Annotated in this window: 11 protein-coding genes, 2 tRNA genes and 2 rRNA genes; 8 read left to right on the plus strand and 7 right to left on the minus strand. The window is 54.8% G+C overall.

Going from position 1 to position 14,969, the window contains the following annotated elements:
• The first annotated feature begins 234 nt into the window (after positions 1-234).
• The 4 genes from PSR62_RS06400 to rrf all read left to right on the plus strand — a co-directional run bounded on the left by PSR62_RS06400 (position 235) and on the right by rrf (position 4,382).
• Positions 235-308: transfer RNA gene (locus tag PSR62_RS06400), tRNA-Ile, on the plus strand.
• Between the two features lie 78 nt (positions 309-386).
• Positions 387-459 (plus strand) — tRNA-Ala (locus tag PSR62_RS06405).
• Positions 460-1,276: 817 nt separating this feature from the next.
• Positions 1,277-4,166, plus strand: a 23S ribosomal RNA gene (locus PSR62_RS06410).
• A gap of 107 nt (positions 4,167-4,273) precedes the next feature.
• A 5S ribosomal RNA gene (gene rrf / locus PSR62_RS06415) occupies positions 4,274-4,382 on the plus strand.
• 779 nt (positions 4,383-5,161) lie between these two features.
• On the opposite strand, the gene PSR62_RS06420 is transcribed toward rrf, so the two are convergent.
• The 3 genes from PSR62_RS06420 to PSR62_RS06430 form a co-directional block, all read right to left on the minus strand.
• Entirely contained in the window at positions 5,162-5,422 is a 261-nt protein-coding gene (locus tag PSR62_RS06420; protein ID WP_274406983.1) for a hypothetical protein, read from the minus strand.
• A 132-nt stretch (positions 5,423-5,554) separates the two neighbouring features.
• Positions 5,555-7,036, minus strand: a complete 1,482-nt coding sequence (locus PSR62_RS06425; RefSeq protein WP_443217366.1) for a DUF58 domain-containing protein — start codon at positions 7,034-7,036, stop codon at positions 5,555-5,557.
• Between the two features lie 237 nt (positions 7,037-7,273).
• Positions 7,274-7,894, minus strand: a complete 621-nt coding sequence (locus PSR62_RS06430; RefSeq protein WP_274406985.1) for a peptidylprolyl isomerase — start codon at positions 7,892-7,894, stop codon at positions 7,274-7,276.
• Between the two features lie 313 nt (positions 7,895-8,207).
• On the opposite strand from PSR62_RS06430, the gene PSR62_RS06435 reads away from it, so the two are divergent.
• Positions 8,208-8,687 (plus strand): hypothetical protein, encoded by a 480-nt coding sequence (locus tag PSR62_RS06435; protein WP_274406986.1) that lies wholly within the window; start codon positions 8,208-8,210, stop codon positions 8,685-8,687.
• Between the two features lie 50 nt (positions 8,688-8,737).
• Here the strand turns inward: PSR62_RS06435 and PSR62_RS06440 are convergent, their stop codons facing one another.
• Complete coding sequence (locus PSR62_RS06440) at positions 8,738-9,217, minus strand: EVE domain-containing protein (protein ID WP_274406987.1); 480 nt, start codon at positions 9,215-9,217, stop codon at positions 8,738-8,740.
• Between the two features lie 130 nt (positions 9,218-9,347).
• Between PSR62_RS06440 and PSR62_RS06445 the strand changes: the two genes are divergently transcribed.
• Positions 9,348-9,566 (plus strand): hypothetical protein, encoded by a 219-nt coding sequence (locus PSR62_RS06445; protein ID WP_274406988.1) that lies wholly within the window; start codon positions 9,348-9,350, stop codon positions 9,564-9,566.
• 61 nt (positions 9,567-9,627) lie between these two features.
• Here the strand turns inward: PSR62_RS06445 and PSR62_RS06450 are convergent, their stop codons facing one another.
• Entirely contained in the window at positions 9,628-11,007 is a 1,380-nt protein-coding gene (locus PSR62_RS06450; RefSeq protein WP_274406989.1) for a PQQ-binding-like beta-propeller repeat protein, read from the minus strand.
• 99 nt (positions 11,008-11,106) lie between these two features.
• Here PSR62_RS06450 and PSR62_RS06455 point away from each other — a divergent pair, with 99 nt between their 5' ends.
• Positions 11,107-11,628: a SixA phosphatase family protein gene (locus PSR62_RS06455; RefSeq protein ID WP_274406990.1), complete on the plus strand. Its 522-nt coding sequence runs from the start codon at positions 11,107-11,109 to the stop codon at positions 11,626-11,628.
• A gap of 97 nt (positions 11,629-11,725) precedes the next feature.
• The gene (locus tag PSR62_RS06460; protein ID WP_274406991.1) at positions 11,726-12,973 is read left to right on the plus strand and encodes a metallophosphoesterase; all 1,248 of its coding nucleotides are present in this window, start codon (positions 11,726-11,728) and stop codon (positions 12,971-12,973) included.
• A 97-nt stretch (positions 12,974-13,070) separates the two neighbouring features.
• Here the strand turns inward: PSR62_RS06460 and PSR62_RS06465 are convergent, their stop codons facing one another.
• Positions 13,071-14,459: a class-III pyridoxal-phosphate-dependent aminotransferase gene (locus PSR62_RS06465; RefSeq protein WP_274406992.1), complete on the minus strand. Its 1,389-nt coding sequence runs from the start codon at positions 14,457-14,459 to the stop codon at positions 13,071-13,073.
• Between the two features lie 49 nt (positions 14,460-14,508).
• Positions 14,509-14,811, minus strand: coding sequence for a hypothetical protein (locus tag PSR62_RS06470; RefSeq protein ID WP_274406993.1), 303 nt, complete (start codon positions 14,809-14,811; stop codon positions 14,509-14,511).
• Positions 14,812-14,969: the final 158 nt, after the last annotated feature.

Here is a 14,969-nt window from a genome sequence, read left to right on the forward strand (position 1 = left end):
AGTGTTGGATCCGAACTTCACGGACCGCGAACCAGCATTTTGGCTGAATTTGGCCTTCTGGGGGAACGTTGATTCAAGACTTCCTGGGGATGAAGCCGAAAAAAACACTCGCGGAAATGAAGGAATTGGTCAAAAACATCGCCCAAGTGCGTTTGACAACCGACCAAAACTTCCTAAACTTCCGACCCGCCTCACGAAAGCGAGGCGGAAACCATCAGGTCCTGTGGGCCTGACGGGCGTGTAGCTCAGTTGGTTAGAGCGCGTCGCTGATAACGACGAGGTCCCAGATTCGAGTTCTGGCACGCCCACTCGAGGATCGAGGTGGCAGGGTGAGGTTCCCGTTCTGAAACGGAACGTCACCCTTCCTCCTCGGAACTCAAAACCACGGGGGTATAGCTCAGTTGGGAGAGCGCCTGCTTTGCAAGCAGGATGTCGTCGGTTCAAGTCCGTCTACCTCCACTTGGTTGAAATCACAAACTGACTCAAGTCAGAGGGTGAGGAAAGCCGAAAGTTGAAAGACACCCGCTCACTGCGGGTGACTGGAAACAAGCAGGGATGAGAAGTCCCGGTTTGCTTCTGAGACACCACCGTCTGAAACACTTCACGAAGAATCAAAGTTTTCTTCAGAAATGAGACAAGACGGGGTTGACCAGAATCGCCGGCTCGCTATCTTTCCTGTCCCGCCGCTGAGCAAGTCTCTGCGACACTCTTTCAAAGGGTTGAGCAAAGGTCTGCAACGCGGCAAACAAGTTGAAGTCAGCTTTGAAACTTTTTAAGAAATCATCGCTTCTTCCCCTTGACTCGAAGTTAGCAAGTCGCTAACTTCCTCGCTCGCTCAAGAGTGACCGACTGATCTCTAACGCTTAACGCAAGAGATTGATCGGCTGTTTTTGGCAGCGTCTCTCGGGTCCTCGCCTAGCGAGCATCCGGGAAATTGATTTTTGAAAATTTGGTTGTTTGGTAGTTGGCATCTGAAAAGAGCACCATGCGACGGATGTGAGTGAACCTTTTTCCGGGGTTCAGGAACATTTGTCAGTAGGGTAATAAGTTCTTCGGAAGCGTCGCTGCAAGAGAGTTCCGCAAGGAACTGACGGCAGTGATTTGATTCTGATTGGATTCTTGAGCGGTTCAGTTGCTTCTCTTTGAGAAGTTCTGAGCCACTGTGTGATATCGTTAACTAGATAGCACTGAAGCTTGAAACCAAGATGTTGTGCCAGTTCGATGCTCTCGCAAGAGGGTGTGGTTCAGGTCTGCGTTTTGAGTTCGGGATTTCGGTGGCCAATCTATTAAGGGCACATGGGGGATGTCTTGGCGTTAGAAGGAGAAGGGCGTGGAAGTCTGCGAAAAGCCTGGGGAAGTTGACACACAAGCGATGATCCCGGGGTTCCCGACAACAGCACACTGAATACATAGGTGTGTATGTAACAACCTGGTGAACTGAAACATCTAAGTAACCAGAGGAATAGAAAGAAAAATCGATTCCGTCAGTAGCGGCGAGCGAAATCGGAATAGCCCAAACCGAGAAGGTTTCCTTCTCGGGGTTGTAGGACTTCAATATGGGATTGAGACGTGTTAGTGAAACGACTTGGAACGGTCGGCCACAGAGGGTGACAGCCCCGTACGCGAAAATATTGTCTCACCTTAGAAGCACCTGAGTAGGTCCAGTCACGTGAAACCTGGACTGAATCCGCGGGGACCATCCCGTAAGGCTAAATACTCTCTAACGACCGATAGCGAACCAGTAGCGTGAGTGAATGGTGAGAAGAACCCCTGCTAGGGGAGGAATGTGAACCTGAAACCATGTGCCTACAAGCGGTCGGAGCACTATTTTAATGTGTGACGGCGTGCCTTTTGCATAATGATCCGGCGAGTTGTGGTAACCGGCTTGGTTAAGTTCTGACGGAACGAAGCCCAAGGGAAACCGAGTCTGAATAGGGCGTTGGTCGGTTGCTGCAGACGCGAAACCTGTGTGATCTACCCATGGGCAGGTTGAAGCGCGGGTTAAACTGCGTGGAGGACCGAACCCACTTAGGTTGAAAACTGAGGGGATGACCTGTGGGGAGGACTGAAAGTGTAATCAAACCAGGAGATAGCTCGTTCTCTCCGAAATATCTTGAGGGATAGCGTCGAGCCACTATTTACCGGGGGTAGAGATACTGAATCGGATGGGGGCCCTTCCAAGGGTACCCCACCGAACCAAACTCCGAATACCGGTGAAATTATCTCGGCAGTCAGTCCCTGGGGGATAAGCTCCAGGGTCGAGAGGGAAACAACCCAGATCGCCTGCTAAGGTCCCGAAGTACTACTTAGTCACTAAGGAAGTTGAAGTGCCGTGACAGCTGGGATGTTGGCTTAGAAGCAGCCACCATTTAAAAAGTGCGTAACAGCTTACCAGTCGAGCATTTCTGCGCCGATAATGAACGGGAGTAAGTAGTACACCGAAGCAGCGGATTCTAGATTTATCTAGAGTGGTAGGAGAGCGCCGATGATCAGATACGAGCCGTACGGTAACGAGCGGTGTCGGGGTCATCGGGTGATTATGCCGGAATGAGTAACGATAAAACAGGTGAGAATCCTGTTCGCCGAAAGCCTAAGGTTTCCTGGGGAAGGTAAATCCGCCCAGGGTTAGCCGGTACCTTAGTCGAGGCCGAAAGGCGTAGACGATGGATAGAAGGTCAATATTCCTTCGCCACAAGGGTACTTCGATGCGGGGACGGCGTCCAGAAAGTGAGCGGTACGAATAGAAATGTCCGTAGCGAAAACCGAGGTGTTGGGGGATAAATGACCCGGCGTAAGCCAAGGTTGAGCTCGAGAGCATCCAAGTTCTCGAAGTCATTGGAAGGACGTCCAAGAAAAGCCGCTAAGTTATGTGCCCTGTGACCGTACTAAAACTGACACAGGTAGGCGAGATGAGAATTCTAAGGCGCTCGGGAGAACGGTGGTTAAGGAACTCTGCAAAATGGCCCCGTAAGTTCGCGATAAGGGGCGCCTCCGACGGTTCACGCTGTTGGAGGCCACAGAAAATCGGCTCTAACGACTGTTTATCAAAAACACAGGTCTCTGCTAACACGCAAGTGGATGTATAGAGACTGACGCCTGCCCGGTGTTGGTAGGTTAAGGAAGACGGTTAGTCCTTCGGGACGAAGCTGGCGACCGAAGCCCCAATAAACGGCGGCCCTAACTATGAGGGTCCTAAGGTAGCGAAGTTCCTTGTCGGGTAAGTTCCGACCTGCATGAAAGGCGTAACGATTGGAGCACTGTCTCAACCACCGACCCGGTGAAATTGTAGTTGTGGTGAAGATGCCACATACCCGCGGTTAGACGGAAAGACCCCGTGAACCTTTACTGTAGGCTGCTATTGGGTTGAGATATGTCTTGTGTAGGATAGCTGGGAGACTTTGAACTTTGCACGCTAGTGTAGAGGGAGTCGTTGTTGAAATACCAGCCTGGTCATATTTTAATTCTAACTTTGATCCCCTGAAACGGGGCAAAGGACAGTGTCAGTCGGGCAGTTTGACTGGGGCGGTCTCCTCCCAAAGAGTAACGGAGGAGTGCAAAGGTACACTCAGCCTGGTCGGCAATCAGGCGTAGAGCGTAAAGGTATAAGTGTGCTTGACTGCGAGACTCATAAGTCGAGCAGGAACGAAAGTTGGCCTTAGTGATCCGGTAATCCCGAATGGAAGGGTTATCGCTCATCAGATAAAAGGTACTCCGGGGATAACAGGCTTATCGCATCCGAGCGTCCACAGCGGCGATGCGGTTTGGCACCTCGATGTCGGCTCATCACATCCTGGGGGTGTAGAAGCTCCCAAGGGTTTGGCTGTTCGCCAATGAAAGTGGTACGTGAGCTGGGTTCAGACCGTCGTGAGACAGGTCGGTCCCTATCTGCCGTGGGCGTTCGAATCTTGATGGGATTCAACTTTAGTACGAGAGGATTTAGTTGGACGAAGCTCTGGTGTACCAGTTGTCGCGCTAGCGGCATGGCTGGATAGCTAACTTCGGAAAGGATAAACGCTGAAAGCATCTAAGCGTGAAGCCCGCCCAGAGATAAGGATTCGTAGACATTAGTCGAAAGCCCCCTGGAAGACTACCAGGTTGATAGGTTGGACGTGTAAGTGCAGTAATGCATTAAGCAAACCAATACTAACGGGCGAAAGTTTGGCCACCGATATCCCGCACTCATGCGGTCCAATCGGATCGGCTTCAAGAAGTTAACTTGTTCAACTACCAAACAACTGGCCTTACGGCGGCGAAACATTCGTCGTGAGGTCTTTCCGGCGATCATATCTGAAAGGTTATACCTGTTCCCATTCCGAACACAGCAGTCAAGCTTTCAGAGCCGATGATAGTGCCCACCAGCGTGAAAGTAGGTCTTGCCGGATTTTTAAAAACCCCTCTGAGTTTTCTCAGGGGGGTTTTTTTATGCGCGCACCGAAACGTTCTGTTTCAGTCGCTCAGTCGCTCAGTCGCTCAGGGACTCAGGGACTCAGGGACTCAGGACTCAGGGACTCAGGGACTCAGGACTCAGGACTCAGGACTCAGGACTCAGGACTCAGGACTCAGGACTCAGAATTCGGTCTCGGTCTCGGTCTCGGTCTCGGTCTCGGTCTCGGTCTCGCCGTGGCCCTAGCCCTGGGCTGTCAAAAGGTTGGTATTGACACCGCTTTGGACTGCGCAAGTTTCGTTCCTCGACTTCGCCCCAACGGGGCAGCCCTATCCCAGCCCAGGGCAACGCCCTGGGTTGTGGCGGGACCAAGATTACAAAGCCCCAACGGGGGCGGTCCTAGCGGGTTTTGGGGAGTCTTTCTTAGGGCCGCCCCGTTGGGGCTGGTGTCGGAATCTCCGTAACGAAACCCCAGGCGATGCCTGGGGCTATCTTAGAACTGCCCCGTTGGGGCGTAGGACAGAATAAAAATCAACGTCGCATTTTCCGTGTCAATACCAACCTTTTGACAGTCCACCCTGGCCCTGGCCGCGGGGGCTTGGTTCGGTGTTTCGCCGCTCGGTCGTCCCTTTTGGCGGTGATTCACTGATCAGGATCGAGTTTTGGTCCGTTTTTGGGCCTGATTGCGTCTGTGAATGCATTTGGCGCATGAAAAACGCCACGGTCATCGGGAGGATGCGTGGCGTTTTGGTGCGTCAGTCGTTGGAGAGATTGCTTTCAATCTCCGCTTCGTCCCCAGCGTTTGGGGAGGGTGATGGCATAAAGTATGACCACGGCGCCCACGGCGAGCATCACCCAAGGGAAACGTTCGGTCGGCGTCCAGACTTTGGTGGTTTGGGCAGGGGTGACCCCCGGATCCATGAACTCAGCGGCGCTGGAATCGGCAGCTGCGTAGACGGTGGCGGAATCGATGAGCATGGTTTCCACTCCCAGGATCACCATCATGATTCCGACGGCTAAAAAGAGACTTCTCCACATGCGATCACGCTCCGTTTGACTTGTCTGTTGGTTTGGTAGACATCCAATGGAATCGGCTGGTGGAGTGGGTGCGGATGAGCGAGAGAGAGTTCGTCGCCTTGACCGCGGTTTCTGTTGCGTTTGTTGCAATCGTTAGAGCAGGTGTTTGGCTTTGACTTGGAGGTATTGGTTCACCATCGGGGCGCTGAGTTCGTCAGGGAAGGCATCCACGACCAGAACTCCTTTGTGTCGGAGTCCGGATAGGACTTCTTCGCGCCAAACGAGCATTTCAGCTGCTGCAGCGGCACGGTAGGTCCGTGTTTCGTCGAGCACGTGGGGGACGTTCGCGGTTCCTGCAGTTTGCAGGATTTCTGCTGGGTAGTCGGCCGCATCGAACATTTCTCGGTCGCGGAGCACAACAGCGAGCGGCAAGTGAGTGCCGGTCAGGTTGGAAAGATGGTCGGAGACCACTTCTGCGTTGACCTCATCGACGATGTTGGTGGTCAGGGTGACGAGTGAACGTCGTTTGCAGTGGGAGTTGAGGTACAGAAAGGCTTGGTCGTAGCGTGACTCAACCATTCGTGGGAATTGGTCAAAACCGGCTTGAAGCAGGCGATTCATCTGGCTTGCCCCGCCCTTGGGTGGGAGATAAGCGTGAATGGTGTCGCTGAAGCAGATCATCCCAACGGAATCTCCTTGATGCAGTGCGACGTAGGACATCATCAAGATGGAATTGAGTGCGTGATCCAGCAGGGAGTAACCGTTTCTCTGGTTGGTCATCATCCGGCCGCAATCGAGCAGAAAAATGAGGCGTTGGCTCTGGTCGCTTTGAAATTGTCGGACGGTGAGTTTGTTTCGGCGTGCGGTGCTACGCCAATCGATGTGGCGATAGCTGTCATCGCGTGTGTAATCGCGGAGTCGTTCGAAGTCGCTGTCCTGACCGATTCGACGAGTTCGTCGGACTCCGATCAGGCTCAAGCGATCGGTGCGTGCCAACAGGGCGTAGTCCGACAATTGTTTCATGTCCGGAAAGACATTCAGCGGACTTTCGAGGGTTCGGGAGATATGCCTTTGCCACAGGCCCAGTGGGCTGAAGAGTTTCAAATCGACGCGATCCATTTGGAATGCACCACGTCGGTGAGGCGTGAGTTTTCGACGAAGTTGCAGCTGCAGTCCGGGTGGCAAATCCAGTTGGTGTTCCTCGGGATTCGAAACGAAGGAGTTTGGGACGTCGTCACGAAGGAAGCCTTTCATCCGCATCTGAGTGTGGTTTTGCAGCGAGAGGGAGCAGTCCAGCGGGACCCCGAGTGAACCGGTCCGAGAGACGGTTCGTTCCACGGTCAAACCGTTTCCGAGCATCTTTTGGGTGGCAAAGAGGTGGAGAAGGCCATCAATTGCGGTGACAGTGAAGACCAGTCCGTCGAACAATCCGAGGACGACCAGGAGGCTGGGAAAGAACACCACCGCGACACTGAGCACGACACTCGAACCCAGCAGAGCCACCCAACGGCGGGTGGGGTAGATCCGCAACCAGAATGCCGCGATCACCAATGGCAAACTCACCAAAACCAGCAAGAGCCACGGCCATTGGCTCGCGATTTGGAAGAGAGCTTGAAAACGGTTTCCGAAACCCATGGAGACTCGGCCGGGTTGGAGAAAACAGAGGCGTGTTTCACGGTAGCCATCAGTCTATCACGCAGGTGGCCGGATCGTGGTTGTCGATTGAGGCAGGTGATTGAGGCAGGTGATCCTTGGGCGATATTGTGAAGGCATAAAAAAACGCATCGTCGACGAGGAGCAAGACTCCAGGTCGACGATGCGTGCGTGTGTGTGGGAAAGGCGTTGGAGGCCGTTCCGAACGGAGGTCTGCCGTTATTTCAGTTCGCCGGCTTCGGTGATCTTGATCAATTGGCGAGTGCGGCCAGATTGGCTGCCTTGAGCTTCGACTTTCTTGACGACGTCCATGCCTTCCAGGACGCGGCCGAAGACGACGTGTTTGCCATCCAGCCAAGGGGTGGCGGCAACGGTGATGAAGAATTGCGAGCCGTTGGTGTTGCGACCGGCGTTTGCCATGCTCAGCAGGCCTGGGGTGGTGTGTTGAAATTTGAAGTTTTCATCCGGAAACTTTTCTCCGTAGATGCTTTCACCACCGGTTCCGTTGCCTGCGGTGAAGTCACCGCCCTGCAGCATGAATCCGGGGATGACACGATGAAACGCGCTGCCTTCGAAATCCAAGGGGATGCCAGCTTTCCCTTCGCCTTTTTCGCCCGTCGACAACGCACGGAAGTTTTCGGCTGTCCTGGGGACATCTTTCCCGAACAATCCGATCACGATCCGTCCTGCTGGTTCACTGCCAATCGAGACATCGAAATACACTTTGTGAGTGACCTCTCCTTGGGCGGGATCCGCCGCGAACGATGGGGAGGCGGGGCCTGCAATCAAACCGAAGGTTGAAATTCCAACCAGCGACAAAACGAAAGCACGAACAGTCATGGCACACTTTTAAAGGGAGAATGGTGGGAGCCGCCCGCGGAGGGGCAGCTGACTTTGCTCACATTGAACCAGATCCGCCGGACAGTCTCCAACCCCACAATGCGGTCTTCCGTGCATCGAAGTTGGAGGACAATGATCCAAGAGCGCGTCGAGGATTTCTCTTGATCGGGGAAGGCATCGCTCTGAGAACGAATGGTTCATGAGTCAGACGCACGAAAGCTCGGTCTGGTTTGTTAAAATCGGCGGTCGAGTTCCAGTTCTCACGTGAATCGCGAGGGCACGGCCGGTTTCATTGGATCCCACGAGCGACGCCTTGATTGAATTTCCACAGTACGGGATTTATCCGCGTTGGCCGGAAGACGGTCAGGGGTGGATCCATCCGGACGATGTTCCCGTCGTTTCCAAGCTTTTGCCTGGCGAACGCGTCATCCGACGCGATTCCTTTGATGGCACCTATTACCACTGTTGCTATGGAAAATGGGCGTTTCGGTTGCGGCCAGCCCTGTGGTTGCAGATCAAGGCAGAGGACTTGGATTTGGGCGACGAAGTCGAAACGATCGGGCTCGGAATGGAGCGAGATCTGTTTGTGGGAGAAGTGATCGGCATGTACTTCGTTCGTCGCAAGGGGCGAATCGCTTACCGACTGAGACGGGCGGACCAGAGTTTGCCGAAGTTGTTTTTGAGGGAACATCTGCGTTTGCTGTCAGAAAAGCAACGTGTTCGGCAGGGCGAGATCGAGCACCCCGCACCCAAGTGGGATGGATCGGGTGAGCGAATGGAATTCCCCGACTGATTGCAGTGGGGGTTGAGTGCAGGGAATTCGTCTGTCTCTGCCACGATGACTCACTTCTTTGACAATTGGACGACGCGGTCGAACTGTTTTTTGGTCACGGGTTGGACTGAGAGACGGCTGCCTTTTCGCAGCAACATCATGTCCACCAAGGGACTGCCCGCCTGAGTGGCCTCTGCTCGCAGTTCGGCCAGGGTGACCGGACGCTCCAGTTTCTTTTCGAGTTGAATGTCGACCATGAACCAGGTCGGTGAGTCGGGGTTGCTCTTGGAGTCAAAATAGTGGCTCTTTTTGTCCCAGGCATGGTGGTCGGGATAGCCGCCGCGAGAAACGGTCGCCAATCCAACGACCGCAGGTGTTTTGCAGGCGGAGTGATAAAACAGGACTCGATCGCCTTCTTCGATTTCGTCCCGGAGCAAATTGCGAGCTTGGTAGTTGCGGACACCTTCCCAGCAAGTGATTTGGTCGGGTTGCTCCGCCAAATCATCGATGTTGAACGTGTTCGGTTCCGTCTTCATCAACCAGTACTTCATCAGTTTGCTCAGTGTGTCGTTTGGGGGCGGGTGTTCGGTTGAGTCAATTTGTGCGGGCGCGGCGATTTTTCATCGAATTGTTTCGGAGCAATGTCGATCACTCAAGAAGACACACTTCCATTGTGTGTCGATGAAACGAATTCGTCTGCTGCCGCATGATCGCGGCAGCTTAATTCAGGCCATGGAAACGGCCTTGTATCCGTTTTCCATGCGCGGTCTCGTGTTTCACGCGAGGTCACGCCATCGGCTTGAGATCACTATGAACGTTGACGCAATTCACACCGCATTGGGCATCGCATTCACCGCTGTTTGGCTTTTTGTCGGCCAGATCATCGTCGATAGCCATTGAAAAAGCCTCCGTGGATGAACACCGAGGCCTTTTGGGACGTTGCAATTCAGGTGGCCGAAACTCACTCTGGTTTTGCCAAGCTGTAGGCGACGATTTCTTGATCGTTCCGAATGAAAACGGTTTGGTTCGCGTAGGCAGGGTGAGTCCATGCCACCGAGCGACCAAACGCTTCGCCGGTGGGTTCGATTGCATGGAAACGCCCATGTTCTTCGAAACCCTTTTTGGAGAGAGTGGCGATCATCAAGTCGCCATTTTCGGAGAAGACAAGAAACCGTTTGGAATCTCCCAAACGAGTTAAAAAAGCAGTGCCATGTTTAATGAATCGTTTTTCATCCGGCTTCGTGGCTTGGAAGGTTGACCACAGGCGGTTGCCATTTTGGGCATCAAAAGCGATCAATTCGCCGACGTTGCAATCGGTCCCGTAGACAACACCATCCATGAACACCGCGGGGCTGTTGCTGGAGAAGACGGAGTGGTCCCGTTCGCCCCGCCAAAGTTCGGTGGCAGCGGTCGCGTTTTCGTTGAGTTCGAACATCACCGACTCGGTGCGGATTCCGCTGGCGTAGATTCGGTTCCCTTCGACGGCGGGAACCGCGATCGACATGTCAAACATTGGGCTGAGTTCCACATTCCAGATGGGGGCGCCGGTGATCAAGTCCAGGCCGTGCACACCGGTGGGTGAAAACACCAGCAGTTGGTTGCGACCGTCTCGATTCAAAATCGAGGGCGCGGCGTAGCCAGCGTTGCAGTCGAGTTGTTTCCAGCGGACTTCACCCGTCAGTTTGTCAAACGCGACCACGCCTTGTCCGTCGCCACCGACCATCGTGTAGAGCAGGTCCCCTGCGATCAACGGGTGAGATGAAAATCCCCAAATCGGTACTTCGGCACCGAAGTCACTGGTGAAATTTCGGCTCCAGATCAGTTCGCCATCGGTGACTGACAAACAACGCAAATCGCCTTCACTGCCGAGAATGTAGACTCGGTCACCATCAATGGTGGGGGTGCAGCGTGGGCCTGCGGGATAAGAGATGCTGTAGGGGCGTTCGTATTCGTGCCGCCACAATTCTTTGCCGGATTCAGCGTCCAAAACGATCAGTCGTTCGTCACCTGACAGATTCGCTCGTTTACCAGGGTCGTTGAAGGCTTCGCCCTGACGGCGTGCGTAATCAAACACAAACACGCGACCGTCCGCAACGGAGGGGCCAGCGTATCCGCCGGCGATGCTGGCTCGCCATTTGAGTTTCAGCCCTGATTCCGGGATCGAGTCCACAATGCCCGATTCGCGATAAACCCCATCGCGTTGGTCACCCATCCAGCCCGACCAGTCGTCGGCGGTTGCCAGCGGAGTGGCGGCGAGGATCATTCCGAGCGTGAGCAGCTTGGATCGAGTGAAAGAAGCAAAATCCAAGGGCGAGATTCGAAAAAGAGAAGATGCACGCATATTTGGAGATCCGAAAATTGAGATGGGAACGGGTGCGTACTATATGTTCTTTTGCTGGTCCGAACCGCTTCGTCTCTCCCTCCCTTTGATCCAAACCCAATGCGATTGATTTTGATGCGTCACGCGAAAAGTGACTGGGCCGACGCCAAGTTGTCCGACCACGAACGGCCCCTGAATGCTCGAGGGCGACGCGATGCACCCAGAATTGCAGGATGGATGGAGGATCAGGGCTGTCGGCCAGATTTTTTGCTGTCGTCTGATTCCAAGCGAACTCGCGAGACGGCGGCGTTCTTGAATTCTCGCTGGGGGACGCCCGTTCCCACTCATTTTTCAGCGGATCTTTATCTGGCGACGGCCTCCATGATCTTCCAGAGGATTCGATCGACCGAAGAGTGGCTGCCTGAAACGAGCCGCCATTCCGGTGAGGCGCCCGCAACCTTGCTCGTTCTGGGGCACAATCCGGGAATCAGTGCTGCGGCGAGCGAATTGTTGGACCACGCTTGCGGGTTTCCCACGGCGGGATTGGCTGTGTTTGACTGTCAGGTTTCCTCCTGGTCGGAGGAACTCGGGCCAAAGAACTGCCAAGTCTGGAAAGAGATCCGGCCGAAACAACTTCCGTGATCGTTTGTCTGGATCGTCTTGGTGCCCCCGATCGGGTTGACGATGTCCTTGGGCGGACACGATTCTTCTGACGAAGACGTTCGATTTCGTGCCAGAGATGGCAACCGTGTTTCACGGGTTCATTTCTCGAGTTCCATCATCGGCCAATCGCTTGGACAGTATTTTCTCGGACCCGTTCTCACGCATCGTGCTGCTGACCGTTGTTTTATTCTGTCACTTTGGACTGCGGCTGACGTTTTACAACCGGCTGAATTCGCTGGGGTGGAAGAGGGCGACGATCAAGCGAACCGAAAAGGCTGCCTTGGCGGAAACCTGGATCACACCGTTGGTTCTTGGCGGGCTGTTTTGGCAGCCGATCTCAGATTGGGTGCGTGGGCAATCGGGCATGGAAGTCTTGCCTGTTGTTCTGCTGGCTTATGCCGCGTTTTGTTTGGTGATGGGGGGACTGTTTGGATTCCTGTGGTTGCTTTGGCGACCGCTTTGGAAATTTCAGCAAGTGCCGGCGAAACGTGCTGTCGAGGTGCACGATGTTTCAAAGCAAACCGGACTGACGTTGGCACGGACTCGGAAGTGTCGATGGGCGGCGCGGTTGCCAATGAACCAGATCTTCGAAATGGCGATTGAGCAAATCGAGTTGCCGGTCGTTGGTTTGCCGGAGCAACTGGATGGATACAGGCTCGCTCACCTGTCCGACATTCACTTGACCGGTCAAGTCGCACCGGACTTCACTGCTCACGCGGTGTCGGTGGCAACCGATTGGTCACCGGATTTGATGGCACTGACCGGAGACATTGTTGACAAGCAACCCTGCGTGGCTTGGTTGCACGATTTGTTTTCACCTGCGCAAGCGAAGGATGGTTGCTACTTTGTGCTGGGCAACCACGACACGCGTGTTTCCGATCCGAGTGTGGTGCGAGACCGGATGACCGAGGCGGGATGGATCGATGTTGGCGGGCGAACAGAATCAGTGTCGCTCCGTTCGGTCGCTTGTGAGTTGTTAGGCAATGAGTGGCCCTGGTTCACTCGGCCCGATGATTCACCGACGTCGGATGGCAGCGTCGATTTTCGATTGTGTCTGTCTCACAGTCCCGATCAATTCGATTGGTGTCGTCGCCGTGGGATCGATCTGATGTTGGCTGGTCACACCCATGGTGGCCAAGGTCGATTGCCGCTGGCCGGGCCGATCTTGAGCCCCAGTTGGCACGGCAGTCGTTGGGCATCGGGCGATTTCTATCGATCCCCCACAACAATGCACGTTTCACGCGGACTCAGTGGAGTTCACCTGTTGCGAATTCATTGTCGGCCTGAGTTGTCGCTGATCACCCTGCGGTGCCCACGCTCTTAGACGGGCACATTCAATCCGTAGCGAAAGTCGTCAAGACTTTCGGCGAATCATGGAGCCACTCGAAACTCTTGACGAGTTTCGCTACGTGGCGATCGGATCACGTTTGCGAAACGAACTTCTCGAGGGAACGGTCGAGCAGCTGGATCGCCGCGTCGATGTGTTCGTTGGTGGTGATCATCGGGGGCGGCAAGAAACGCAACCGAGCCGGTTCGGCTCCGCAGAGGAACCCGAGCAAACCTTCTTCGAACATCAGGTTCATCAGCAACTTGGCGTGATCGAGTGTGCCGTCACCGGGTGTGAACACGATCATCATGCCTTCGCCGAAAGGACCTGAAATCGAACCGGGGTATTTTTCGGCAAGCTTTTGAAGTTGCTCGGCAAAGTAAGCGTGACGTTTCATGTTGCCGCCGTCGGCACCAAAGCAATTCGTTGATTGCAAGGCATCCAGTGTCGCCAATCCCGTCGAAATTGCGGAGGTCGATCCGGTGAATGTCTGGCTGAGGATCGGTGCCTTGGGGTGGAAGTCACTTCGGTACAGCGTCGCGCAGACCTGGGTGATCTTGCCAACGGTGACGATGTCGGCGAACTGGTCCAAGCCGTAATGTTGAAAGGCAAATGGTCGGCTGGTTCGTGAGAACGTTTGCACTTCATCAAAGATAATTGGCACGCCCGCTTCCCGCAGTGGCTCGCACAATGCGGCGAAGAAATCGTGGCTGCCGGGGTAGTAGCCACCTTCGCCTGCAATCGGTTCGGCCCAGAATGCGGCGTGCTTGCCTGGGTAGCGTTGGAGCAATCGTTTCAATTCATCGACCGCCCATCGTTGAGATTTCTCAGGGTGATCTGGATGCAGGAAGGGCAAGTAGTCGACCTGGATCGCTTCGGGCAAACCGTTTCGATAAGCGGGGCGGTCGGTCAAAGCGGCCAACGCGATCGATCGACCGGCAAAAGCGTTGTCGAAGGCGATGATTCGGTCGGCAGGCTGTCGGTGGTGGAACGCGAGCTTCAAGGCGTTTTCGTTCGCCATCGCGCCGCTGGTGGAAAGCAACACGTGTTCGAGTGGTGCTCCCGATTCCGATGCCAGTGAAACGAGTCGCTGCATCATTTTGACGCTGGCCGGGTTCTGTTGCAGATTGCCCTGCATGACCGTGTCTTCGATCGCCGCATCGATGCTGGCCGAGACCAGGTCGGGATTCGAGTGACCGCCGCCGTGCACGCCGATTCCACCGATGAAATCCAGTTTGACGCTGCCGTCGGCCAGTTCGACGTACGGGCCGTTTCCAAGTCCGGACGCGAAATAGGGCCAGATGGGTGGGCCGCCTCGGACGGACGTGAACCCGTCGATCAGGGCTTGGTAGCTGGCCGATTGGTCAGGATCGCTGGGCGAAACATCCGTCATGGAAGCGGAATGATCGCGAATCGCCTCGGCAATCAATTGCTTGGCCTGTGCGATTCGGGGGTCCTGGCGGAGTGAGTCGGCGTGAAGCATGTTCAAAAGCGATGGGCGAAAACGGTATCAAACGAGGGGGATCCCCGAGCTACAACAGAGAGCACGCATCTTGGTTCCCGGTTCGCTTCTTGGCAATCACGGGCGCACTGTGTAGCCGGATTCGCCAAGAATTCGGACCCTCACCTGATGCGTCCAAATGACGGTTTCGAGCGGGGGCCTGCAAAATGACCTCTCCGTCAATGAACTCGATCTTTTGTTCGGGCGTCATCTCGTCATCGAAACGCTCTCTGGCGTCGCGTTCGGCATCCAGTTGCTGCGTCAAACGATCGACCAACAACGGCAGTTGCGGTGAATGACGAATCGGTCGAATCAGTTCCTCGAGGGGGTCCATCGAAGGTTCCGGTGATCAGGGAAGGACGTAGGGGCACGCTCAGCTAGTTTGGCCTCGCTGCCGGGCCGTGCTACTTTTGATCTTTTCGGTGCCATCCCCCGAAAAAACAGTTCTCTGACGGGGCACACACTTCCGACGGATGACCCGAAAAACTAAGC

Source organism: Rhodopirellula sp. P2, from assembly GCF_028768465.1.
Lineage (GTDB): Bacteria > Planctomycetota > Planctomycetia > Pirellulales > Pirellulaceae > Rhodopirellula.